The sequence below is a fragment of the Streptomyces sp. NPDC033845 genome, from assembly GCF_055576225.1.
This window is the reverse complement of record NZ_JBVIRI010000008.1, coordinates 261,819-283,741: the sequence shown is the minus strand read 5'-3', so window position 1 is coordinate 283,741 and position 21,923 is coordinate 261,819. Positions and strand designations below refer to the sequence as shown.

At 73.6% G+C, this 21,923-nt stretch carries 22 protein-coding genes; 9 read left to right on the top strand and 13 right to left on the bottom strand.

Annotated elements, in window-relative coordinates; genetic code table 11:
* Positions 1 to 20 precede the first annotated feature (20 nt).
* On the bottom strand, positions 21 to 440 hold the full coding sequence (locus ACZ50K_RS19845) for a subtilase-type protease inhibitor (protein ID WP_468904549.1): 420 nt from the start codon (positions 438 to 440) through the stop codon (positions 21 to 23).
* Between the two features lie 550 nt (positions 441 to 990).
* On the opposite strand from ACZ50K_RS19845, the gene ACZ50K_RS19840 reads away from it, so the two are divergent.
* Complete coding sequence (locus ACZ50K_RS19840; protein WP_468904547.1) at positions 991 to 1,710, top strand: DUF4232 domain-containing protein; 720 nt, start codon at positions 991 to 993, stop codon at positions 1,708 to 1,710.
* Between the two features lie 83 nt (positions 1,711 to 1,793).
* Complete coding sequence (locus tag ACZ50K_RS19835) at positions 1,794 to 2,144, top strand: DUF6247 family protein (protein ID WP_468904546.1); 351 nt, start codon at positions 1,794 to 1,796, stop codon at positions 2,142 to 2,144.
* On the opposite strand, the gene ACZ50K_RS19830 is transcribed toward ACZ50K_RS19835, so the two are convergent.
* The 5 genes from ACZ50K_RS19830 to ACZ50K_RS19810 all read right to left on the bottom strand — a co-directional run bounded on the left by ACZ50K_RS19830 (position 2,141) and on the right by ACZ50K_RS19810 (position 7,750).
* Positions 2,141 to 2,869, bottom strand: a complete 729-nt coding sequence (locus tag ACZ50K_RS19830) for an SOS response-associated peptidase (protein WP_468904544.1) — start codon at positions 2,867 to 2,869, stop codon at positions 2,141 to 2,143. The genes ACZ50K_RS19835 and ACZ50K_RS19830 overlap by 4 nt on opposite strands.
* Positions 2,870 to 2,907: 38 nt before the next feature.
* Positions 2,908 to 4,338: a serine/threonine-protein kinase gene (locus ACZ50K_RS19825; RefSeq protein ID WP_468904542.1), complete on the bottom strand. Its 1,431-nt coding sequence runs from the start codon at positions 4,336 to 4,338 to the stop codon at positions 2,908 to 2,910.
* A complete protein-coding gene (locus ACZ50K_RS19820; protein ID WP_468904540.1) occupies positions 4,335 to 5,144 on the bottom strand; it encodes an FHA domain-containing protein in 810 nt (269 codons plus the stop codon). The genes ACZ50K_RS19825 and ACZ50K_RS19820 overlap by 4 nt, the downstream gene beginning before the upstream one ends.
* A 111-nt stretch (positions 5,145 to 5,255) precedes the next feature.
* Positions 5,256 to 6,764 carry a DUF8189 domain-containing protein gene (locus ACZ50K_RS19815; protein WP_468904539.1) on the bottom strand — a complete coding sequence of 503 codons (1,509 nt, stop codon included), beginning with the start codon at positions 6,762 to 6,764 and terminating at the stop codon, positions 5,256 to 5,258.
* On the bottom strand, positions 6,761 to 7,750 hold the full coding sequence (locus ACZ50K_RS19810) for an alpha/beta hydrolase (protein ID WP_468904537.1): 990 nt from the start codon (positions 7,748 to 7,750) through the stop codon (positions 6,761 to 6,763). The genes ACZ50K_RS19815 and ACZ50K_RS19810 overlap by 4 nt, the downstream gene beginning before the upstream one ends.
* A gap of 200 nt (positions 7,751 to 7,950) precedes the next feature.
* On the opposite strand from ACZ50K_RS19810, the gene ACZ50K_RS19805 reads away from it, so the two are divergent.
* From ACZ50K_RS19805 to ACZ50K_RS19795, 3 genes are all read left to right on the top strand, one after another.
* Entirely contained in the window at positions 7,951 to 9,615 is a 1,665-nt protein-coding gene (locus tag ACZ50K_RS19805; protein WP_468904534.1) for a PLL family lectin, read from the top strand.
* 94 nt (positions 9,616 to 9,709) lie between these two features.
* Positions 9,710 to 10,192: an RICIN domain-containing protein gene (locus ACZ50K_RS19800; protein WP_468904532.1), complete on the top strand. Its 483-nt coding sequence runs from the start codon at positions 9,710 to 9,712 to the stop codon at positions 10,190 to 10,192.
* An 80-nt stretch (positions 10,193 to 10,272) separates the two neighbouring features.
* Positions 10,273 to 11,466 carry a serine hydrolase domain-containing protein gene (locus ACZ50K_RS19795; RefSeq protein ID WP_468904530.1) on the top strand — a complete coding sequence of 398 codons (1,194 nt, stop codon included), beginning with the start codon at positions 10,273 to 10,275 and terminating at the stop codon, positions 11,464 to 11,466.
* Positions 11,467 to 11,489: 23 nt separating this feature from the next.
* On the opposite strand, the gene ACZ50K_RS19790 is transcribed toward ACZ50K_RS19795, so the two are convergent.
* Positions 11,490 to 12,194: a 2-phosphosulfolactate phosphatase gene (locus ACZ50K_RS19790; RefSeq protein ID WP_468904528.1), complete on the bottom strand. Its 705-nt coding sequence runs from the start codon at positions 12,192 to 12,194 to the stop codon at positions 11,490 to 11,492.
* Between the two features lie 140 nt (positions 12,195 to 12,334).
* On the opposite strand from ACZ50K_RS19790, the gene ACZ50K_RS19785 reads away from it, so the two are divergent.
* Both ACZ50K_RS19785 and ACZ50K_RS19780 read left to right on the top strand, forming a co-directional pair.
* The gene (locus tag ACZ50K_RS19785) at positions 12,335 to 12,607 is read left to right on the top strand and encodes a hypothetical protein (RefSeq protein ID WP_468904526.1); all 273 of its coding nucleotides are present in this window, start codon (positions 12,335 to 12,337) and stop codon (positions 12,605 to 12,607) included.
* Positions 12,608 to 12,757: 150 nt separating this feature from the next.
* Positions 12,758 to 14,200 carry a phosphatase PAP2 family protein gene (locus ACZ50K_RS19780; protein ID WP_468904525.1) on the top strand — a complete coding sequence of 481 codons (1,443 nt, stop codon included), beginning with the start codon at positions 12,758 to 12,760 and terminating at the stop codon, positions 14,198 to 14,200.
* Positions 14,201 to 14,261: 61 nt separating this feature from the next.
* Here ACZ50K_RS19780 and ACZ50K_RS19775 read toward each other — a convergent pair whose 3' ends face one another.
* Both ACZ50K_RS19775 and ACZ50K_RS19770 read right to left on the bottom strand, forming a co-directional pair.
* A complete protein-coding gene (locus ACZ50K_RS19775) occupies positions 14,262 to 15,047 on the bottom strand; it encodes an SDR family NAD(P)-dependent oxidoreductase (RefSeq protein ID WP_468904522.1) in 786 nt (261 codons plus the stop codon).
* A 70-nt stretch (positions 15,048 to 15,117) separates the two neighbouring features.
* On the bottom strand, positions 15,118 to 15,750 hold the full coding sequence (locus ACZ50K_RS19770) for a TetR/AcrR family transcriptional regulator (RefSeq protein WP_468904520.1): 633 nt from the start codon (positions 15,748 to 15,750) through the stop codon (positions 15,118 to 15,120).
* Positions 15,751 to 15,887: 137 nt separating this feature from the next.
* Between ACZ50K_RS19770 and ACZ50K_RS19765 the strand changes: the two genes are divergently transcribed.
* Both ACZ50K_RS19765 and ACZ50K_RS19760 read left to right on the top strand, forming a co-directional pair.
* A complete protein-coding gene (locus ACZ50K_RS19765) occupies positions 15,888 to 17,336 on the top strand; it encodes an MFS transporter (protein ID WP_468904519.1) in 1,449 nt (482 codons plus the stop codon).
* Positions 17,333 to 18,295: an aldo/keto reductase gene (locus ACZ50K_RS19760; RefSeq protein ID WP_468904517.1), complete on the top strand. Its 963-nt coding sequence runs from the start codon at positions 17,333 to 17,335 to the stop codon at positions 18,293 to 18,295. The genes ACZ50K_RS19765 and ACZ50K_RS19760 overlap by 4 nt, the downstream gene beginning before the upstream one ends.
* A gap of 2 nt (positions 18,296 to 18,297) precedes the next feature.
* On the opposite strand, the gene ACZ50K_RS19755 is transcribed toward ACZ50K_RS19760, so the two are convergent.
* From ACZ50K_RS19755 to ACZ50K_RS19740, 4 genes are all read right to left on the bottom strand, one after another.
* A complete protein-coding gene (locus ACZ50K_RS19755) occupies positions 18,298 to 19,548 on the bottom strand; it encodes a mannosyltransferase family protein (RefSeq protein ID WP_468904515.1) in 1,251 nt (416 codons plus the stop codon).
* Between the two features lie 95 nt (positions 19,549 to 19,643).
* Complete coding sequence (locus ACZ50K_RS19750; RefSeq protein WP_468904513.1) at positions 19,644 to 20,162, bottom strand: hypothetical protein; 519 nt, start codon at positions 20,160 to 20,162, stop codon at positions 19,644 to 19,646.
* Positions 20,155 to 20,652, bottom strand: coding sequence for a SigE family RNA polymerase sigma factor (locus ACZ50K_RS19745; protein ID WP_468904510.1), 498 nt, complete (start codon positions 20,650 to 20,652; stop codon positions 20,155 to 20,157). The genes ACZ50K_RS19750 and ACZ50K_RS19745 overlap by 8 nt, the downstream gene beginning before the upstream one ends.
* A gap of 213 nt (positions 20,653 to 20,865) precedes the next feature.
* Positions 20,866 to 21,882, bottom strand: a complete 1,017-nt coding sequence (locus ACZ50K_RS19740) for a winged helix-turn-helix domain-containing protein (RefSeq protein ID WP_468904507.1) — start codon at positions 21,880 to 21,882, stop codon at positions 20,866 to 20,868.
* Positions 21,883 to 21,923 lie beyond the last annotated feature (41 nt).

Here is a 21,923-nt window from a genome sequence, read left to right as displayed (position 1 = left end):
GGACGGACGGCGCCGTGGGCTCAGAACGCGAAGACGGCGTTCCCGTTGAGGGTCGCGGACATGGCGCATCCGTTGGAGAAGGTGTGCTTCCAGGCGATCCGGCTGCCCTGCCACACGCCGTCCACGGTCACGGTGACCGGGTCGTAGTGCATCGGGCAGGCGCGGTCCGGGTCCGGGGCGGCGAGCAGCGCGTCCAGGGTTCCGGCGGTCGCGCCGAGGGCGGCGCAGGCCGCCTCCGGGTCGGGGTGGGTGCCCTGGGCGGTCGGCGCACAGCTGAGGGTGGAGGCCCGTACGACGGTGGCCTCGTCCTCGCCCTGGGCGACGGCCAGGACCACGGCCGAGGGGGCGTACAGGCTGGTGGGCTGTGCCTCCGCGATGCCGGTGGCGCCGGCCAGGAGCAGAAGGGCGGCGGCGGAGACGGCAGCGATGCGGTGATGCACGACAAACTCTCTTTCAATTCGAAGGCGATACGCAGCAGTTGGCTGCGATGTATCGGCTGGACGTGAAGGAGTCTGTCTGGTCCGAAGGCCTTTCGCATATCGATGACCGATTATCAGACACATCGTTCGATAATCGGCGACCGAATGGCCGTTCGGGCAGCTCAGCGGCCTGCGACACGCCCCGCGACCGACCGGGAGCAGGCGGTGACACGCGGTACGCAGGGCCGGACGAAGGCCGCTGACCTGCTCTCGTCCCCACGCGGTTCACCGGACGGCCACCCAGGCTGACCGAATGGCGACCCCCCGACCGAGGAATGCCGGACGCCCGCACGGGGGTTGAGGCGGGGAACCGACCACCGGAGGCCCCCATGGACCGCTCCTTCCTCTTCCTCCTCGCCAGCGCCCGCCGCGACGGAAGCATGACTTCCGTGTCCTTGATCCGTAACGATCCGCCACGGAGCGTGAGTTCGGGGCTCCGGCGCCGCATGCTGGTGAAGCCGAAACCACGGTGACGCGAGCCACCGACATCCGACATCCACGGGGGATCGAGATGCGCACCTTCCACGAGAACAGCCACCGGACCCGGCAGTTCGCCGCCCTCGGACTCACCGCCGCGGCACTGCTGGCGGCCACCGCCTGCGGCCCGGACGAGGACCGGGCGGGCGAGGACCCGGCCAAGGCCCCCACCGGTTCCGCCACCCCCTCGGCCCAGGCCCCGACGACCGGAGCGCCGACCGGCGCCGCCCCGAAGCCGACCGCCACACCGACCCGCCCGGGCGGCTCCGGCTCCGGGGGAGTGCCCGGTGACGACCCCGACGGGCTTCCCGACGACGGCATCTGCAACGACTACACCACGGAGGTCACCGTGGAGTACGCGCTGCCGCCGGTGAAGGACGACTCCCGGCTCCTCCTCGTCCTCACCAACATCGGCGACAAGCCGTGCAAGCTCTACGACTTCCCGATCGCCCGGTTCTCGAACGACCGGCCCGCCCTGCCGGTCATCAAGAGCTCCAAGCCGGGCTCCGTCCTGGTCCTCGCCCCCGGCAAGGAGGCGTACGCGGGCCTCCTCGCCCGGCAGAGCAGCAAGGAGGTCAGCAGCCTGGAGAAGGAGCTCATCCTCGGCCCCCGCGGCAAGGACGTCCCCCTCGACACCCACGACGGCAGCCTCCTCGAACTCCCCGCCAAGGGCGTGTACGTGGACAACAAGGCGTGGGTGACCTACTGGCAGAAGGACTCCGAGAGCGCCGTCTCCCCGCTGTACCCGCACTGACCGGGGGAGCGGACCGGACCGAAGGCCCCCGCCGCGCACCCGGCGAGGGCTAACGTGTCCGTACGACCCGCCTGGAGGACATGATGAGCGCCCGGCCCGAGGAAGCCCCCGCCCCGCCCGCTCCGGCGGCGGCCGCCCGGCTGCTCCGGGCGCTGCGCGCCGACCGCCGCGCCGAGTCGTGGGTGCCGGCCTTCGAACGGGACTGGGGCCGGGCCCTGGAGGACGCCCGCCACAGCTACAGCCTCAGCCCGCTCCACGAGGTGGTCCGCAACTGGGAGCTGCGCCTGGCCGCGGCCCCGGCCGTGGACGCCTACCTGGACTCCGGCCGCGACGAGACCGCCTTCCGGAACCTGGACGAACTCCTCGCACCCGCACCCGCCCCCGATCCCGGGAGCCGATCCGCGCCCCGCCCTGCCGACCGGCCGTCCGACTAGCCGACCGGATCCAGGAGTTGCGGGCCGTTGTTGCGGACGCTGTTGACGGCGGTGGACACCGGGGTCACCGACAGCCGGCCGTCCCCCGGGGTGTGCAGCAGGGCGCGCAGTCCGGCGGTGTCCTGGTGGGAGGGGTCGAGCCAGGCCTCGTAGTCGGCCGGCTCCAGCGCCAGCGGCATCCGCGGATGGATCCGGCCCGCCGCGTCGGTGGCCTCGGTGGTGATGATGGTGACGGTGGTCAGCAGGCCCGCCGGATCCTCCTTGTCGGCGACCGAGGGATCGCGCCAGAACTCGTACAGCCCCGCCATCGCCATGACCGCCCCGGCCTCCGGCCGGATGAAGTACGGCTGCTTGTACGCCTTGGCCGAGCCGGTGGCCGCAACGGCCACCCATTCGTAGAACCCGTCCGCGGGCAGCAGACAGCGGCGCTTCGCCAGGGCGCGGCGGTAGGCCGGCTTCTCGTGCACCGTCTCCACCCGCGCGTTGATCATCCGGGATCCCACGGACGGGTCCTTGGCCCAGGACGGCACCAGCCCCCACCGCACGGCCCGCAGCTGCCGCCGCACCTCCCCGGTGTCCCGGTCGGCGCGCTCCAGCACCGCCCACACCTCGTCGGTGGGCGCCACGTTCCACGACGGTCCGAGCGGGTCCTCCGGGACCGGCCCGGCATCGAACAGTCCCGCCAGGTCCGCCGGCGACCGGGAAGAGGCATAACGACCGCACATGCCACCACTGTCCCACCTTTCCCACCGATCCGGGGAAGTCAGCGTCCACCGGCGGGGCGCGGGCACCCCCGCAGCGCCGGGCGGTCCTTGGTCCGGACGGCGGGCAGCCATGCCGTGGCGGGCGTCGAGCCGGGCGGGAGACGGACGTGGAACCAGCGGGTGGACCGCAGGCCCGCCTCGTCCACGATGGTCAGGCCGTCGGGCAACTGGCAGTCGACGGCGAGGGCGTCGCCGTGCCACACCCGGGAGGGCACGACGTTGTCCGAGGTGTAGGCGTGCGTCGGGTCGATCGCCAGGCCCAGGCTGCACTCCGGCGCCCGGTCGGACCGCTCCCGGCAGCCCAGCTCCGCGTTGAACACCCGGATCGTCCCGGCCGCCGCGCCGCCGGGGGCGTGGAGCGCGGAGGAGCCCGCCCCGGCGGTGTCCGACCACAGGGTCGTACCGGCGATCCCGCAGAGCGCGGTGGTGAGGATCGCGGTGCGGGCCCGCCCCCGCAGACGTCCGGTGCCCCTCCCGAGCGCCTCCTGTTCGGCGGTGATCCGGGCGAGCAGGCTCTCGGCGGTGTGCGTGGCCCGGGCCGTGTGGGTGGGGGCGAGGCAGTCGGCGGCCAGGGCCCGCCAGAACGGCGGCACGGTCTGGTCCAGGCGCAGCGGCGCGCGACCGTCCGCGTACTCCTGGGCGGCGGCGCCCCGGGCGGTCGGCGTGGTGCCGGAGAACGGGGAGGCCCCGGAGCCGAACAACTCGTGGATGATGATCCCCAGGGCCCAGATGTCGGCGGTCGGCCGGACCTTCACGCCCAGCTCGTCGAGGGGTGCCCGCCAGCGTTCGGGCGGGAGGTAGTCCAAGGTGCCCATGGGGGGCGCGTATCCGTACGCCCCCGTCATCCGGGTCGCGAGGCCGAAGTCGGAGAGCTTCACGCAACCGTCGGCGTCCAGCAGGACGTTCTCCGGCTTGAGGTCGGCGTGCACCCAGCCGGACCGGTGGAGGTGTGCGAGACCCTCGCAGATTCCCGCGACCAGCCGGGCGCGGTCGGTCTGGGAGGCCCCGGCGTCGAGGAGTTCCCGCAGACTGCCCGCGGCCCGCTCCATGACCAGCACGATGGCGCCGTCCAGGGCGGGGCGGTCCGGTGCGTCCAGGACGAAGAAGTCCAGGAGGCGGATCAGCCGCGCGTGCCAGGCCGTGCGCCCGAGTTCGACCTCCTGGCGGGCGGACTCCACGATCCTGCGCGTCTGGCGGGGGGCGTACCCGGCCGTCGGGATGATCTTGAGTGCGATGTCCGACCGGGTCGCGGACGGGCGCGAGGGGACCCGGCCCGGGCGGTCCCGGTCCTGGTCCCGGTCGGCGGGCTGTGCGGCGTAGACCGTGGACCAGCCCCCGGACCCGATCAGGCCGGTGACCGTCCAGCCCTGCACCCGGTGGCCGGGTGGGAGCGGGTCCGTGTCCTCGTGCGGGGCTCGGGGCGTGGTCATCGCGCGGTCTGCCGCTCCCGTCCCCCGCCCCCCGCCAGGGGTGGCAGCAGCGCCAGGTGCTCCTCGCGGACCAGGCCGAACCGCAGCGCGAGCCCGACGATCTCGTCGCGCTTGCCGTTGCGGCGGTCGCCCTTGCCGGGTTCGCGCGGCTCCGCGCCGCCGATGCGCAGCTTCTCCTCGGCGAGGTAGTCGATGTGCGAGCTGACGGCCCGCGCGGTCAGCCCGGCGCAGGCGGCGTGGCCCCTGAGCCGTTCGGTGATCCGGGGGGTCGTGGGGACCGCGACGGGCGACTGGTCGCGCAGGCGCGGCTCGCAAAGGGCGACGAGGACGAGGAAGTACGTGGCCGTCTCGTCCAGGCAGTACGCGGTGACCGTGCGGCGGCCCCAGGGGGTGCCGGCGGTCTCAGGATCCAGGTAGACGTGGTCGGGCGCGAACACCTGGAAGGACACGGGGGCATCGCCGCGGCTGGGCAGGACGACGCGGGAGAACTCGAACGGGACGGGCGCCCCGACCCGGCGGGGCGGGACGCGCAGGTATTCGCCCGCCCCCTCCGGGTTCTCCACGAGATAGCTGTGGGTGCTGCTGTGGTTCGTCAACTGCCAGTGGTCGTCGGTGACATGGATCTCCCCGGCGAGCCGGGAGACCGCCTCGTCGGAGAGCCGGAGCTCCACGGGGACGGTCGCGGAGCCGCGTCCGAACCGGGCTACCTCGCCCGGTCCGAGACGCAGCGTCACGGGGTCCCCGTCGGGTTCGCCGCCGGCGGCGCCACCGCACCCCGGCGGCAGATGGACGACCACACCGCTCACCGCTCCCCCGTTCCCCCACGTCGAGCCCGACCGTGAGTGGAACAATACTCATCTTCAACGGGAGTTCAGGGGCTCAGTTCGGCCACTTCGGCCGGAGACGGCGGGAACCCGTCAGTCGATGCCCGGGCCGGCGGTGTCGTTGATCCAACCCCAGTCGGACCAGCTGGAGAATCCGGTCTGCCATCGGTGGAAGGTGCCGGAACGGTTGGTCCCGAACACCTCGATCCGCCCGTCGGCGTTGACGGCCGCCGTGACCTCGGTCCCACCCCCGCCGAAGGCCGACCAGGCGCTGTAGGGGGCGTTCACGGCCGTCTGCCAGGCGTGCACGGCCGTACTGCTGTTCATGGCGAAGACCTCGACCCGCCCGTCCGCCGTACGCGCACTGGTCAGCTGGGCGTCCGCCGGACCCCCGGTCGGTTCCCACTGCGACCAACCGGAGGAACTCGTCTGGTACTTGTGGAACACCCCCTCCGGACCGGAGGCGAAGACCTCCAGCCGGCCGTCGGCACTGTGATCGACGGTGAGGTCGTGGCCGCCGCCCCCGAAGGGGGCCCAGTCCGACCATCCGCCGTCGGGGGCCGTCTGGTAGCGGTGCTGGAAGGCGCCGCGGCCCAGGGCGAACACCTCCAGCCGGCCGTCCGGCGACTTCGCCATCTCCAGCCGGGCGTCGGCCGGGCCCCCGCCGGCGGACTCCCACCCCGACCAGCCGCCGCCGGGCGCCAGCTGGTACCGGTGGAACACCCCCGTGGGATTGGAGGCGTACACCTCGATCCGCCCGTCGGCGTTCACCCCGGCCGCCGTGTCGTGCCCTCCGCCGCCGAAGGCCGCCCAGCCCGACCATCCGCCGGACGGGGAGAGCTGCCAGCGGTGCAGGAAGGTGTCGCCGGCCAGCGCGAACACCTCCAGACGGCCGTCGGCGTTGGGCGCGACCGCCAGTTCGGCACCACCCGGCCCGCCCAGCGGCTCCCAGGGCGACCAGTCGCCGTTCACCTCCCGCTGCCAGGCGTGCTGCACGCCGTCGGCACCGGCCGCGAACACCTCCAGACGTCCGTCCGCCGACCGGGCCGACACCACCCGCCCCGACTCCGCCGGATACACCAGGGGTTTGGGACGCGGGCCGGAGCCCGGGGTGCACGGCAGCACGATGCCGCGCTCCGCGAGATGGATCTCGGGGTCGATGCCGCGGGTGGCGGACGGGTCCGACCAGATCCGCAGATGGAGGTGGGGGCCGTCGACGTTGGTGCCCTCCGCACCCACCAGGGCGATCTGCTGGCCCGCCACCACACGGTCCCCTTCGAAGACGTCCCGGCGGGACATGTGGCCGTACTCGGAGATCCTGCCGTCCGGGTGCAGGATGCGGATCCACTGCCCGTAGTCGCCGGTGTACCCGGAGATGGTCACCTCGCCGTCGCCCACCGCGTAGATCGGTGTCCCCACACCGGCCGCGATGTCGACGCCGTTGTGGCGGCTGTGGAAGTGCTGGGACACCGGTCCGGTGGTCGGGCAGGCCGCGGTGGGACCGGCGGCCACGGCCGGGGCCGGCCCGGTGGCCGCCAGCGCCGCCGGCGCCGCGAGCAGGACGGCGGCCGCCGCGAGAGCGCGGCCCAGGCGGCCGTTCACGCCTTGCGCAGCCGGTCGATGATGCCGTCGATGTCGCGGTTCAGCAGGTCGTGCCGGACGAAGTGCCCGCCCGACGGCTCGTGCCACTCGTGCGGGATCCCCGCGTTGCCCAGCAGTCCGCGGAACTCGCGCTGGGTCGCCAGGACCTGACGCTCGTTCACCGAGTCGAACCAGTTCAGCGGTTCGGGGCTGGTGCCCGCGACGAGGAACACCCGCTTGTGCCGGTAGCTCTCGATCCGCTGCACCGGGTTGTCCGCGCTCACCCGGGCCTCGTCCCAGAACGGCGCCCCGTAGACGGTCCCGCCGCCCAGCTCCAGGGCCGCGGAAGAGGCGTTGGCCCAGTGGGCCACGAGGCCGTTGTCCCGGCGCAGGCTCGCCGGGCCGGAGTGGGCGCTCACCGAGGCGAAGTGCCCCCAGTACTTGGCGGCGTACTTCAGCGCGCCGAAGCCCCCCATCGAGAACCCGGACACGGCACGGCCGTCGTATTCCGCGAACGTGCGGAAGTTCGCGTCCACCCACGGGATCAGCTGGTTGATGTGGAAGTGCTCCCAGTTCCGCGGGCCGACGTTCGAGCTGACGGGGTTGGAGTACCAGCCCGCGTGACCGCCGTCCGGCATCACGGCGATGATCGGCTTCCCCGCGGTCCAGTCCCGGATCCGCTCCCGGTCGAACGTGATGAAGTCCTGACCCGTCCCGCCGCCGTGCAGGAGGTAGACCACCGGGTAGGTGCGTCCGCTCCAGTGGTAGTCATCGGGCAGGAGCACGTTGACCGCGGGGTTCCAGCCGATCGCGGCGGTCTGGAACCGGTAGTAGCGCATCCGGGGGTGCTCCTCGCCCCGCTCGACGATGCGCAGCCCGGGGATGTCCCCGACGGCCGAGGCGGTCGACGCGGCGGCGACCACGCCCGCGCCGCCCACGGCCAGTGCGGCCGAGAGGCCGCCGGCGGTCTTCAGGATGCTCCTGCGGCTGGGGTGCTGCGCGCTCACTGTGTCCTCCTGGTCGAGAGCCTGACGATGCGTCCGGAACGTAGCAACGGCACAAGGGCCTTGGGACTCCGGAGAGTTCCGGAGTGACACCGGCCGCGGTCCCCGATGGACTCGGGATGCCGCCGGGGGGTCCCACCGCACCCCGGCACCCCCCGGCACCCCCCGGCACTCCACGACACTCCACGACACGAGGGAAGAACATGCCGATATCCGGCTCGTGCCGCAGGCTCGCCAGACTGGCCCTCGCGGCCGTCGCATGGGCACTGGTCATCGCCGTCGCGGCCCCGACCGCCTCCGCCGCGCACACCGCCGTTCCGGGCCCGGGAGGGGACCGCACCGGCGTCTCCCGGTACTTCGGCGGCCCGCAGGGCTTCGCCATACCGACCGTGCCGTGCGACCCGGCCGGCCCGTCGGCCGCCGACGCCACCATGGCCGACCAGCTCAACCCCCAGCTGCAGGCCCGGATGGCCGGCTACCTGGACGCCTACAAGGTGTCCTGCGCGCGCATGGTGACGCAGGCCGTGAAGGACCGGGGCCTGAACCGCCGGGCCGCGGCCATCGCCCTCGCCACGGTCATCGTCGAGTCCAACCTGCACAACTACTCCCAGGCCGTCGACTACACCAGCCTCGGACTGTTCCAGCAGCAGGACTGGTGGGGCACCCGGGCCGAGCGCCTGGACCCGGCCCATGCCACCAACGCCTTCCTCGACGAGGTCGAACGGATGTATCCGGGCGGCTCGTGGAACGAGGAGGCCATCGGCGAGGTGTGCTGGCACGTCCAGCGGCCGAGGGAGGACCTGCGCGGCCTGTACGCCATCGAGGCCGGCGACGCCGCGCTCATCGCCGACGCCCTGTGGTCCGGTACGGGCACGGGCGGCCCCAGGCATCCGTACGGCTCCGGCCGGGTGACCACCGGGCGGTCCGCGGACGGCCGGCTGGAGGCCTTCGCCGCCGGCGCGGACGGCGTCTACCACTCCTGGCAGAACGAGGTGAACGGCGGCTGGTCCCCGTGGCGCTTCGCCGGAGGCCCGCGCAACGCGCAGTTGGCCGTGGCGGCCAACGCGGACGGCCGGCTGGAGGTGTTCGCCCTCTCGGACAGCACCTTCGACCACATGTGGCAGACCGCACCCGGCGGCAACTGGTCGGCCTGGGGGAACTTCGGCGGCGGCGGCCACCGACTCGCCGCGGGCAGCAACGCCGACGGCCGCATCGAGGTGTTCGCCTCCAACGCGACGGGCGTGTACCACCGGTGGCAGACCGCGCCCAGCGGCGGCTGGGCCGGCTGGGAGGGCACCGGTGGTGGTCCGGCGAACTCCCGGCTGGCCATGGAGACCGCCGCCGACGGCCGGCTGGAGGTCTTCGCGCTCTCCGGCTCCACCTTCGAGCACCTCTACCAGACCGCGGTCAGCGGAGGCTGGTCCGGCTGGGAGGGCTTCGGCGGCGGCGGCCACGACATGGCCGTCGGCCACAACCAGGACGGCCGGCTGGAGGTGTTCGCCTCCAACGCGGACGGAGTGTTCCACCGCTGGCAGACCGGCCCGGCCTCGTGGTCGCAGTGGGAGGGGATGGGCGGCATCACCAACGCCGAGCTGGCCGTCGCCCGGTCGGTCGACGGCCGGATCGAGGTGTACGCGATCAACGCCGGCGCCGCGGGCCATGCCTGGCAGGTCCGCCCCAACGCCCCGTTCTCGCAGTGGGCCGCCTTCGGCGGCGGCGGTACCGAGATCGCCGCGGGCAACAACGCCGACGGCCGCATCGAGGTCCTCGCCACCAGCCAGGCCGGTGTCTACCACAAGTGGCAGACCGGCTTCGCCACCTGGTCGGAGTGGGCCTGGCTGAACAACGCCGGACCCGCGATCACCTAGGCCGGCTCTTCCGGATCCCGCCGGCGCCGCGCCGCCCGCGCCGCCGTGCCGACGACCTCCCGAATCCGCTCCCACGAAGGAGACGAGGAACCACATGCGCGTCATGAGAGCACTGCTGTCCGGAGGAGCCCTCGCCCTCGCCGCCCTCACCCCGGCGACCGGCGCCCTGGCCGCCGCCACCCCCGCGGCCCCCGCCGCCGGGTCCGGGGCGGGGACGTACGCCGCCACCCAGACCTTCCGCAACCAGGCCACGAACCGGTGCATGGACGACACCCCCAACGGCTTCCGCACCTGGGACTGCAACGGCTCGAACCCGCAGCAGTGGCGGGTCCACGTCTGGGGCGACGGGACACGGCAGTTGATGAACCTCCACACCGGCCGCTGCGTCCAGGCCACCGGCAGCAGCTTCCTCACCGCGGTCTGCAACGCCAGCCCGGAGCAGAGCTGGTGGGTCAAGGTCTGGGACGACGGCACCGTCCGCTTCCAGAATCAGAGCACCGGCCGCTGCATCGACGACAGCAACCAGGGCTTCCGTACCTGGCCGTGCAACAACCTCACCTACCAGAGCTGGTCCTGAGCTCGGTGGACACGCACGGCGGAGCCCGTCGGCTCCTTCCCTCCCTGTCACTCCACTTCCCTCCACGAGGAGCAGGTTCGATGAATTCCAAGTCCAGGTCCGGCGCGCTGCGGTCCTCGCTCGTCCTCGGTGTGGCCGGTGCCCTCCTGGCCGTGCCCACGGCCGTCCAGGCACAGGCGCGGACACACCCCCAGACGCAGACCCAGGCACCGACTCCCGCCCGGGCGGCGGCCGGGGACCACTCCGCGACGCTCGCCGCCCTGAATTCCCTCCGGGCGGGCGGCGGGCCCGGAGCCGGCGTGTACGCGGGGTCCCGCGACTCCTCCTGGAACCTCTCCACCGGCACGGCCACGGTCAACACCGACGATCCGATCGGCCCGGACGAGTACTACCGCGTCGGGAGCCAGTCGAAGACCTTCACCGCCGTCGCCGTGCTGAAGCTCGCGGAGGCGAACGGCATCGGCCTCGACGACCCGATCGAGCGGCACCTGCCCGGTGTGGTCTCGGTGAACGGCCACGACGGCAACCGGATCACCGTCCGGCACCTCCTCCAGCAGACCAGCGGCATACCGGGGAACGGCCTGCCGCTGGCGCAGGCCCGCCCGGACGGCTCGTACACCCTCGCCGCCCTGGTGAAGGACGGACTGCGGTTCGCCCCGGCCTCCCCGCCCGGTGCCGCCTTCCACTACTCGAACACCAACTACGAGATCCTCGGGATGCTGGTCGAACGGCTCACCGGCCTGCCCCTGCACCAGGCCGTCACCCAACTGGTGATCCAGCCGCTCGGTCTGGCCCACACCCGCTTCCCCGCCCCCGCGGACCGCGCCGTGCCGGGTCCCGCGATCCACGGCTACCGGGGGACCCGGATCGGCGGGTTCTTCTTCTGGCTGGACGGGACGGCCTTCGAACCGTCCACCTTCTACGGTTCCGGCGCCGTCATCTCCACGCTCCGGGACATGACCGCCTTCTACCGGGCCATCATCGACGGCACGGCGCTCTCGCCCGCGAACCTCGCCGAGATGCGCAGGACCTTCGAGCTCGGGCAGCCGGGCGGGGGGAACGGCTACGGCCTCGGGATGATGAAGGTGGCCCTGCCCTGCGGCGGCACGGCCTGGGGCCACGACGGAGCCGTCCCCGGCTACTACTCGCAGACGCTCGTGACCGAGGACGGACGGCACGCCTCCGTCATGACCAACGCGCACCTCGCCACGAACGTCCCGGGCACCCAGATGTACAACACCCTGTTCAGCGCCCTGTGCGAGCAGCCGTCCTGACCGTGTGAGGGGCCCGGCACCGGCTAGCCGGCGGGCGGGGGGTCGTGGCGGCGCAGGACCGTCAGGGAGTCCTCCCGGGTGGCCGCCATGGCGAAGGGGAAGCGGTCCAGTTCCAGGCAGAGCGCCACGTCGTCGGGGTGGACCCCTTCGCGGATCCCCTCCGCCAGCTCGGTGGCGGCCCGGGAGCCGGCGGCGCGGCGCAGGAACGGGCCGGCCTCCGGTCCGGTTCCGGGGGCCGCGGCCGGACCGGCGGTGCGGGCGGCGATGTACTGGGCGCAGGCCAGGTCCTCGTCGGCCCGCCCGTCCTCGCCGGTGACCACGAAGGTGACGCGGTCGCCGCCGTGCGCCCGCAGGACCCGCGCCGTGGCCTCCGCCACCACGAACCCCGCGCACAGCACCAGCGAGGCCTCCCTGACCGCGAGGGCGCCGACCGTGCCCGCCGTGGTCTTCTGCACCACGGTCCGTCCGGTGAGCTCGGCGGTCCTCAGCAGGCCCGGCGAGTTGACCAGGTCGAACCCGGGCGCGGCCGGGCCGTCCTTGAGCGCGACCCAGTCCGGATGCGCGGCCTTGAGGGCGAGCGCCGCGTCCAGGGACTCCGCGAGGACGATCTTCTCCGCCCCCCGGGCGAAGGCCCAGGCGGCCACCGTGTACGCGCGCATCACGTCCACGACGACCGCCACGGACGGGGTCGCGGTCAGTTCGGGTATGCCGAGGAATCGGGGTCTCATCGGATCATGATCGGTGACGGCGGACCGGAGCGCCCGGGAATTTCGCGGGGATCCCGGGCCGTGGGGTGCGAGCCGGCGCCCGGTGGGGCCGGGCAGGGTACCGACCGTCACGCTTCGGGCCCCGGCTCGTTGCGTCTGTCATGACTGACTTGATGGTGCAGGTCCCGGCCGACTGGCTGGCCAGAGTGTTCCTGTCGCTGCGGCGCGGCTCCTCCGACGGGGCGCGGGCCCACGCCGAGGAGCTGCAGCCCTTCACCGAGCGTCCCGGCCAGCGGGTGCCGGTGCCCCGGGCCACGATCCTGCGCAGCGAGGCCGCGCTCCTGGAGGAGCTGCGGCACGCCCAGGAGGACGAGCGGCGCCTACGGCTCCGCGAGGAGGCCGACTACCTGGTCAAGGTCCGGCAGGACGGCTGACCCGCGGGCCGGCCGGCCGCCGCGGGGATCCGGCCGGCCCGCCCCGGGCCGTTCGCACAGTGTTCGCCGTCATTTCGGCCGCCCGCGGTGTCCGCCGCCGATCGGCGGATTCGGTGGAGCCGTGATCGGCCGTCCCGGGGCTCCGTTAGCATGTTCGAGCTTGCAACGATCCCGTTGAAGCATGACAAATCCGCTGAACAACAGATATCTAGGGTAGCGCGGGTGCTTTCGCGAATAGACGGCAGAAACGATGTGAACGCCTGGCGTCGACCACGCGTGCTCGCGTGGTCCGCGGTGGGTGTCGTGGCCATAGGGTTCCTGATCGCGCTGGAGTTCACCGCGCGCGAGTACGGAGTGATCGGGCCGATCACCAACCAGTGGCGCGAGGTGATCTTCGCCCCCCAGTCGGGAACCGTGCTGTACGCCGGCATGACCCTGATGATGGTGGTGCTCACCTGGCGGCAGCGGTTCGTCGCGGTCGGCGCCGCCATCGCCATCGACCTGGTCTTCTGGCTGGTCCGCTGGCTGGTCGGCGCGGAGATGATGTTCGGCACCGGCGCGCTCTGGGTCACCCTGGCCTGCGCGGTGATAGCCGTCACCCGGCGCACCGGCCGTGAACGGACCCTGCTGCTGACCGGTGTGGCCCTGGCCCTGCTGCTGGTGGCCGGCCGCAAGACCGGCTACACCTGGCTGCTGATCACCTCGAAGTCCCGCCCGATGGTCGTCGACCAGTACGTGGCCACCGCCGACCACGCGCTCGGCAACCCCTCCTGGGTGGTGGGCCGGATGGTCGAGGCCACCGGTGCGGTCGGCCACTTCGTCCTGGAGTTCGTCTACATCCAGCTGGCCGTGGCCGCGGTCCTCGTCTCGCTCTACCAGCTGCGCCACGTGGCGGTCGAGCGGAAGTTCCCGCGCCACCACCTGGTGCGCACCTTCCTGACGATCGGCCTGCTGGGCCCCGGCATCTACATGATCTTCCCGGTGGTCGGGCCGATCTACGCCTTCGGGGCCGAGGGCGGTCAGTGGGCGCTGGCCAACCTGTGGCCGCACACCCCCACCTCGTTCGACATTCCGGCCTCGATGCCGTTCGACGACTTCACCCCGCGCAACTGCATGCCCAGTCTGCACACCGCCTGGGCCACCGCGATCTTCATCCACTCCCGACGGGCGCCCAGGGCCATGCGCTACGCCGGGACGTTCTGGCTGATCGCCACCCTCGGCGCCACCATGGGCTTCGGCTACCACTACGGCGCGGACATCGTGGCCGGCGTGGTGTTCACGCTCACCATCGAGGCCGGGCTGCGCTCGCAGAGCCGCGGCTGGGACCGGGACGGGATCCGGCTGGTCGTCTACGGCACCGTGGTCTTCCTGGCGCTCCTGGTGTCGTACCGCTATCTGTCCACCGAGCTGGCCGCCCTCCCGTGGCTGTTCGGGCCGCTGATCATCCTGTCCATGTGCTCGGTGATCTACGGCTACTGGCGGGCCGACAAGAACTGGCAGCGGGAGCCCGAGCCGGTGCGCCTGCCGGAGCAGCGGAGCGCCGCCTCCCGGCCGGCCGGGGCGCAGGCCGAGGCCGAGTCCGAACTGGTCTGAGTTCCGGGCCGTCCGGGTCCGGGCCGAGCGCCGGCGGGGTACCTCCCCGCCGGCGCTCGGCTCATTCCTGGCCCAGGGCCCGGCGCAGGCCGTGTCCGCCGATGAGGATGCCGCCGTCGACCGGGAGGGTCACACCCGTCACCCAGGCCGCGTCCCGGGAGGCCAGGAAGGCCACCGCCGCCGCGATGTCCTCGGGGAGGCCGACCCGGCCGAGCGGATAGTGCGGGGCGGCGGCCTCCAGGGCGGCCTCCCGGCCGGCCCAGGCGTCGGTGCGGACCGTGCCGGGGGCGACCAGGTTCACCCGGACCCCGCGCGGGGCCGCGTGCCCGGCGAGGGTGCGGGTGAGTCCGGCGAGGCCCGCCTTGGCCGCGCTGTAGGCGTGGTTCCCGAAGTCCTGCTCGCCGTTCACCGACCCGATGCTGACGACCGCTCCCCTGCGGCCGGGGGCGGCGGCGAGGTGCGGGAGGGCGGCCCGGGCGCAGCGGTAGGCGCCGGTGAGGGTGATGTCGAGGTCCCGCGCCCAGTCCTCGTCCGTCCCGTCCTCGAAGAGCGGGGTGTCCGGCTGGCAGGCGTATGCGTTGTTGACGAGGACGTCGAGCGTGCCGTGCAGGCGGACCGCATGGGCCACGGCGTGCTCCACGGCGGCCCGGTCGGCCACGTCGCAGGGCAGTGCCGAGGCGGTGCCGCCGGATTCCCGGAGGGCTGCCGCCACCCTCTCGGCGCGGTCCCCGTCCAGATCGGTGACCAGGACCCGCGCGCCCTCCTCGGACAGCCGGCGGGCGGTGGCCTCGCCGATGCCGCGGCCCGCGCCGGTGATCAGTACCCCGTACCCCTCGAAGCGCCTCATGGCCGCTCCCCTACCCGGCCGGTCCCGGCGGTACGCGGGCCGGGGGTCGGTTCGGCTGTCGGTTGGGCTGTCAGTTCGGCTGTCTGCGGAGCAGCGGGGGAGAGGGGTTGGGCAGCGGGGTGGCCGCGGCGGGGGTCAGTCCGTCCAGGACCAGGGTGACGTAGCGCCGCCAGCCGTTCCCGGCCGGATCCATGGTCCACAGGACGCTCACCAGCATGCCCATGATCCGTTTCAGGTCGTCGGGGACCAGGTCCTCCCGGATCACCCCGGCCTGCCGGCCCCGGGCCACCAGCGGGTCCAGGGCGTCGAAGAAGCGGGCGCTGGTCTCCGCGGTGAAGATCCCGGCGTTCCGGGCCGCCGTCAGGACGTGGTGCTCCTGGGCCGCGGAGGTGAGGGCGGCCTCGATCACGGTGGTGAGTCCGCGGCGCGGGTCCTCGTCGGCGAGGGCGCGGTCGATGGCGGGCAGCACGTCCTGGGTGAACTGCTGGTCCAGTACCGCCCCGAGCAGGGCCGCCTTGTCCGGGAACCTGCGGAACAGGGTGGCGATGCCGACCCCGGCGCGGCGGGCGATCTCGTCGAGGGGGGCCTCGGGTCCCTGCTCGGCGTAGACGTCCCGGGCGGCCCGGACGATCTTCTCGGCGTTGCGCAGGGCGTCGGCGCGCAGCGGTCTGGGGGAGTCGGGAGGCGTATCGGCAGGCAGCACCGTCCCAGCGTAGGGGGTCTCGACAAACGAGAGGCGACCATCGGTTCGAGTTGACATGCTGCATACAACGAACTGATAGTTGACTACTGAATAGCGCGTTCCTCCCGCACCCACGCCCTCGCACCCCGGGAACCTCCATGCCCCAGCCGTCCACGGCTCCGCAGAACGGCAAAGTGATCGCCACCCTCGCGCTGGCGGGGGTCACCGCGGCCGTCATGCAGACCCTGGTCACCCCGCTCCTGGCCGACCTCCCGAACATCCTCCACACCTCCCCCTCCAACGCCGCCTGGGTGGTCACCGCCACCCTCCTGGTCGCGGGCGTGTGCGTCCCCATCAGCGGCCGGCTGGGCGACATGATCGGCAAGCGCCGGATGCTGCTGGCCTGCGCGGTGCCGCTGATCCTCGGATCCGTGGTCTGCGCGCTGTCCGGCGGGGTCGTCCCGATGATCGTCGGCCGCGGCCTCCAGGGCATCGGCATGGGCATGATCCCCCTCGGGATCGCCCTGCTCCGCGACCTGGTGCCCGCCGAGAAGCTCAGCTCCTCCATCGCCCTGGTCAGCGCCTCCATGGGCATCGGCGGCGGCATCGGCCTGCCGCTGTCCGCCGCCATCGCCCAGTACGCCGACTGGCGCTTCCTGTTCTGGGGTTCCGCCGGCCTCGCCGCCCTGGTCGCCCTGATGATCCTCGCCTTCGTCCCCGAGGTCCCCGCCGCCGCCAGGGGACAGCGCTTCGACTACCCCGGCGCGCTGGGCCTGGCCGTCGGACTGGTCTGCCTGCTCCTCGCGGTCTCCAAGGGCGCCGACTGGGGCTGGGGCTCCGCCACCGTCCTCGCGCTGTTCGCCGGAGCCGCGCTGGTCCTCACCGCCTGGGGCTGCTTCGAATGGCGCACCACCCACCCGCTGGTGGACCTGCGCACCACCGTCCGCCCCCGGGTCCTGCTGACCAACCTCGCCTCCGTGTTCATCGGCTTCGGCATGTATGCGAGCATGCTGGTCATCCCGCAGCTGCTCCAGTACCCCGAGTCCACCGGCTACGGCCTCGGCCAGTCCATGCTCGCCGCCGGCCTCTGGATGCTCCCCGGCGGCCTGATGATGATGGTGGTGTCCCCCCTCGGCGGCCGCCTCACCAACGCCCGCGGCCCCAAGACCACCCTGGTCTGCGGAGCCCTGCTGCTGGCCGCCGGCTACGGGGCCGCCCTGCTGCTGGCCGGCACCGCCCCCGGGCTGATGGTCGCCGCCATGGTCGTCAACAGCGGTGTGGCCCTCGCCTACGGAGCCATGCCCGCCCTCATCATGAGCGCCGTACCGGTCACCGAGACCGGCGCCGCCAACGGCTTCAACGCCCTGATGCGCTCCCTGGGCACCTCGGTCGGCGCCGCCGTCGTCGGCGTGGTGCTGGCCCAGATGACCGTCACCGCCGGCGGCACCACCCTCACCTCCGAAGCCGGCTTCCGCACCGGCCTCCTCCTCGGCGGCTGCCTGGCCCTGCTCTCCGGCGCCGTCGCCACCCTCATCCCCGCACCCCGCCCCGCCCCGGCGTCCCCGCTCCCCGCCCCGGTCCGCACACCCCCTAGGGTGACCCCGTGACGGCGAACGCGAACACACAGACGAAGGGCACCCGGGTGCTGTACGGGTGCATGGGACTGGGCGGCGACTGGGAGCCCGGACCCCACACCCCCGCCGACATCGACGCGGCCGAGGCCGTCGTCGAGGCGGCCCTGGACAGCGGGATCACCGACTTCGACCACGCCGACATCTACCGGCACGGCAAGGCGGAAGCCGTCTTCGGCGAGGTCCTCGCCCGCACCCCCGGACTCCGCGAACGCATCACCCTCCAGACCAAGTGCGGGATCCGGCTCGGCGACCAGGAGCACCCGGGCCACTACGACCTGCGCGGCCCCAGCATCCTGCGCCGGGTCGAGGAGAGCCTCACCCGGCTCCGCACCGACACCCTCGACGTCCTCCTCCTGCACCGCCCGGACCCGCTCGCCGACCCCGACGAGATCGCGGCAGCACTGGACTCCCTGCACCGCCAGGGCCTGGTACGCGCCTTCGGCGTCTCCAACATGGGCGCCCCGCAGATCGCCGCCCTCCAGGCCGCACTCGACGTCCCCCTGGTCGCCAACCAGCTGGAGATGAGCCTGCACAGCCGGGACTGGGTGGAGGCCGGAGTCCTCGTCAACACCCCCGGAGCGGCCGGGAACGGCTTCCCCTTCGGCACCCTCGAACACTGCCGGGCCCACGGCATCCGGCTCCAGGCCTGGGGCGCCCTGGCCCAGGGCCGCTTCACCGGCCGCCAGGAGACCCCCGCCGAACGGGCCACCGCCGAGCTCCTGACCGAGCTCGCCCACCGCAAGGACACCACCCCCGAAACGGTCCTGCTCTGGTGGCTGATGCGCCATCCCGCGCAGGTGGCACCGGTCATCGGCACCGCCCGCCCCGACCGCATCCGCGCCTGCCGGGACGCGGCGCTCCGCGAACCCGAGCTCACCCACGAGGAGTGGTACCGGCTCTGGACCACCGCCCGGGGCGTCCCGCTGCCCTGAACTCAGCCCGCCCAGCGCCCCGTCAGGAAGGTGATCGCGACCAGCGTGGACAGCGGGGCCGCCACGCACAGGTACGCGCCCACCAGACGGGGCCGGCGCAGGCTCCAGCCCGCCAGGGCGACCCACAGGGGCCACCACAGCAGCGTGGACCGGGGGATCGAGGTGTACCAGTACGAGGTGCCCAGCGCCCAGAGCGTCAGCACCGTGTACAGCGCCTCGGGCCACCGGCGGCGGACCAGCAGCACGGCCGCCAGCGCCGCCCCCACCACCATGGCCAGCAGCTCGGCCTGCCACATCCAGGCGTAGCCGGTCGGCTCGGAGTAACGGCTCGCCGCCTCCCAGGTGTTCGACCAGGCCTCCCACGGGGCGTGGAACTCCCGGTACCAGCCGCGCTCCTGGGCGTGCTGCCAGGCCGACCAGTCCCCGGTGTGCGCGTACAGGAACCAGCAGAACAGCAGCGGGGCGAGCGCGGGCAGCAGCAGCCACGGGGCCGCCCGCCAGCCCGCCCGCCCCCGGACGCGGAGCAGGAACAGCAGCGCGAGCGCCGCCGCCAGGAACAGTCCGCTCACCCGCACCGAACAGGCCAGGGCCGCCAGCACCGCCGCGAGCGGCCAGTTCCGGCGCAGACCGGCCAGCCAGGCCGGCAGCGCCAGCGCCAGGAACAGCGCCTCCGTATAGCCGGCCGCGAGGAACACCGCACACGGGGACAGCAGCAGGAACAGCACCGCCCGCCGACCCGGATCGGGACCGCCGACCCCGCTCCCGGGCAGGCACAGCCGGGCGATCCGGGCCAGCGCGAGCACGGCGACACCGCCCGCCAGGAACGAGATCAGCGCCCCGGCGGCGGCCCAGTCCGGGACCACCGTGTGCACGGCGCGCAGGGCGAGCGGGAAACCGGGGAAGAACGCCTCCCGGTTGTCCCACTCCGGGGACCACGGCCCGGCCGTACCGGGGAAGTAGCCCTCCTCGGCTATCCGGAGGTAGTGCCACCAGTCCCACTGCTGCCAGGGCGCGAGCAGCGCGCCGGGCCGGCGGGCCTCGCCGTCCTCGGGGAACAGCCACCGGACGGCCAGCGCGGTGGCCCAGATCCCGGCGCGGGTCGCCGCGTACAGCCACAGCACCTCGCGGTCGGCCGGCCGGAGCCGGAACCGGAACCGCCACCACCACCGGGCCGGCCCCTCCCCCTGATGGACCCGGGGGAAGGGCCGGCGGGTACCGGTGGCGGCCGGCCGCTCGGGGGCGAAGAGGGACATAGGGGAACTCCTGCTCGGACGAAGGGCGCACGGAACCACCGGTCCGGCTCGCGGACCGCGGATCCGCCTGTCGCGGTACGGGGTCGAGGGGTGTCCTAGGGCTGCGGGAAGCCCGTTTCGGGCGGTTTCCTCGACGGTTCCCCGGTCGGCCCGGTGGTGGAGGTGGCCGTGCCGGTCGCACTGGGCGGCGGGGATCCGCCCTCGGGCGGGCCGGTCGGGGTGGCGGACGAGGTGGGCGTCGGCCCGCCGGTGGTGGGCACCGGCGAGGGGCCTCCGGGCGAGGGCGCCGGGGTCGGCACGCCCGGCGAGGGGCTGGTCGCCGGGAGCGTCGGCGAACCCCCGTCCGGTACGAGCGAGGCCACCAGCGCGCCGGAACCGGCGAGGACCAGACAGGCGGCGAGGGCGAACCCCGCGATCCGGCGGCGGCGCACCCGCTCACCACGCCGGACGATCACGGAGACGTCCGGGAACACCGCCTCCGACCGGGCGGCGGAGGCCGCTTCCAGGAACAGGGAGCGCAGCGGATCGGGGGACCCGGTGGGACCGGCGGAACCCGTGGGATCGGGGGATCCCGTGGGATCGGGGGATCCCGTGGGATCGGTGGACTCAGGCATCGGGCGCCTCCTCGGCGCGGGGGTCCCGCAGATGGTGGGCGAGCGAGGCGCGACCGCGCGCCAGATGCGTCTTGACCGTGCTCGCCGACAGCGAGGTCTCGGCGGCGATCTGTTCCACGGTCAGATCACAGACGTAGTGCAGGGTCAGGGTGCGGCGCTGCTTCGGCGGCAGATGCCCCAGCGCCGCCACCAGGGCCACCGTCTCCGGCCCCGGCCCCTCCACCCGGGCCTGCGCGCCGGTCCGCCGCCAGGCCTCGGCGGTCCGCCGCCGGCCCCGCCAGCGGCTCACCGCCAACCGCCAGGCCACCGTACGGATCCACGCCTCGGGGCGGCCGTCCCGGTCCAGCTGGCGGCGGCGCGCCCACCCCTTGACGAAGGCCTCCTGGACCACGTCCTGGGCCTCGTGGTGATCGCCGAGCATCACGTACAGCTGGCCGGTCAGACTCCGTGCCGTTTCCGCATAGAACTGTTCGAACTCCTCGACCGTCAAAAATCGCTCCTGGATCCATGTGTCCCACTCACGGGGCATACGCCCACCGGGCCGCGTTCGGTCGACACCGGACACCGGGAAGTGTTGTGAGTGCGGTCACACGTACCGAAGGGGACACGCGCCGGGCGCCGCGGCTCCGCCCGGTCGGTCGCACCCCCGGGGCGGCCGTCGGGCGCCGGCCCCGGTCAGCAGCCCCGCTGCCCGGCCAGCAGGTCAGCAGCCCCGCTGCCCGGCCAGCAGCAGCCGGCCCAGCGGGCTCAGCGCGTGCCGCACCCCGCCCCCGGCGCGCTCCGTGGTCAGCAGGCCCGCGGTGCGCAGCACGGTGGCGTGATGGCTGGCCGTCGCCGGGGAGGTGCCGGTGCGCCGGGCCAGCTCGGCGGTGCTCGCCGGAGACTCGACCGCCCTCAACAGCCGCGCCCGGGTGGTGCCCAGCAGCGCGGCCAGCGCCCCGTCCGCCCCGTCCGCCCCGCCGTGCGGCGGGCAGGCCGACCACACCGCCCCGTACCCGGCGGCGTCCAGGGCCACCGGGAAGCGCAGCACCAGCGGCCGGTCCGGGTCCGCGTTGTCCCGCAGGGCCAGCGGCGCCGGCCAGAAGAACGTCGGGACCAGCAGCAGACCGCTCCCCGACAGCCGCAGGTCCGCGTCCATCCCGCACGGGACGTGCAGCACCGGCGGCGTCCAGCGGATCTCCGGGTGCAGGGCGGCCAGCAGCCCGTCCACCCCCGTGTCCGCGAGGACCAGCGCCCGCCGGGCACGGTCCCCCTGGGCGGCCGCCAGCAGCTGTGCCCAGTAGGGGGCGACGGCCACGGAGTGGTACTGCCGGAGTGCCCGGCGGACCACCGTGCCCCAGGTGCGGTCCTGGTGGTGCAGGGCGTGGATCCAGCGCGGCGCCCCGGGGCGCAGCTGCTCGGTGGCGCGGAAGTCGGCGTGCCACTGGCGGCGGGGCAGCGACCAGGTGTGGTCCAGGCTGTCCCCGAGGGCGTCGGTCGCGGCGTGGGTGAACACCTCCGGCAGGTACTCGCCCGGCCCGGCGGGCGCGAGTTCGAGCAACGGCCGCATCGCGGGCCGGAGTTCCGCCCGGGTCCGCTCGCGCCATCCCTCCAGGGCCGCGGTGCGGGCTCCGCCGTCCTGGAGGGTGGACAGGCTGAGGACCGTCTCGGCGAGCGGGTCGGGTGCCGGGGCCAGCCGCACCCGGGCCAGGTCCTCGGGCGTGAAGTGGACGCGTAACACCGTGCTCTCCTCCCGACGGCCGACGGCCCCGCCAGCACCCT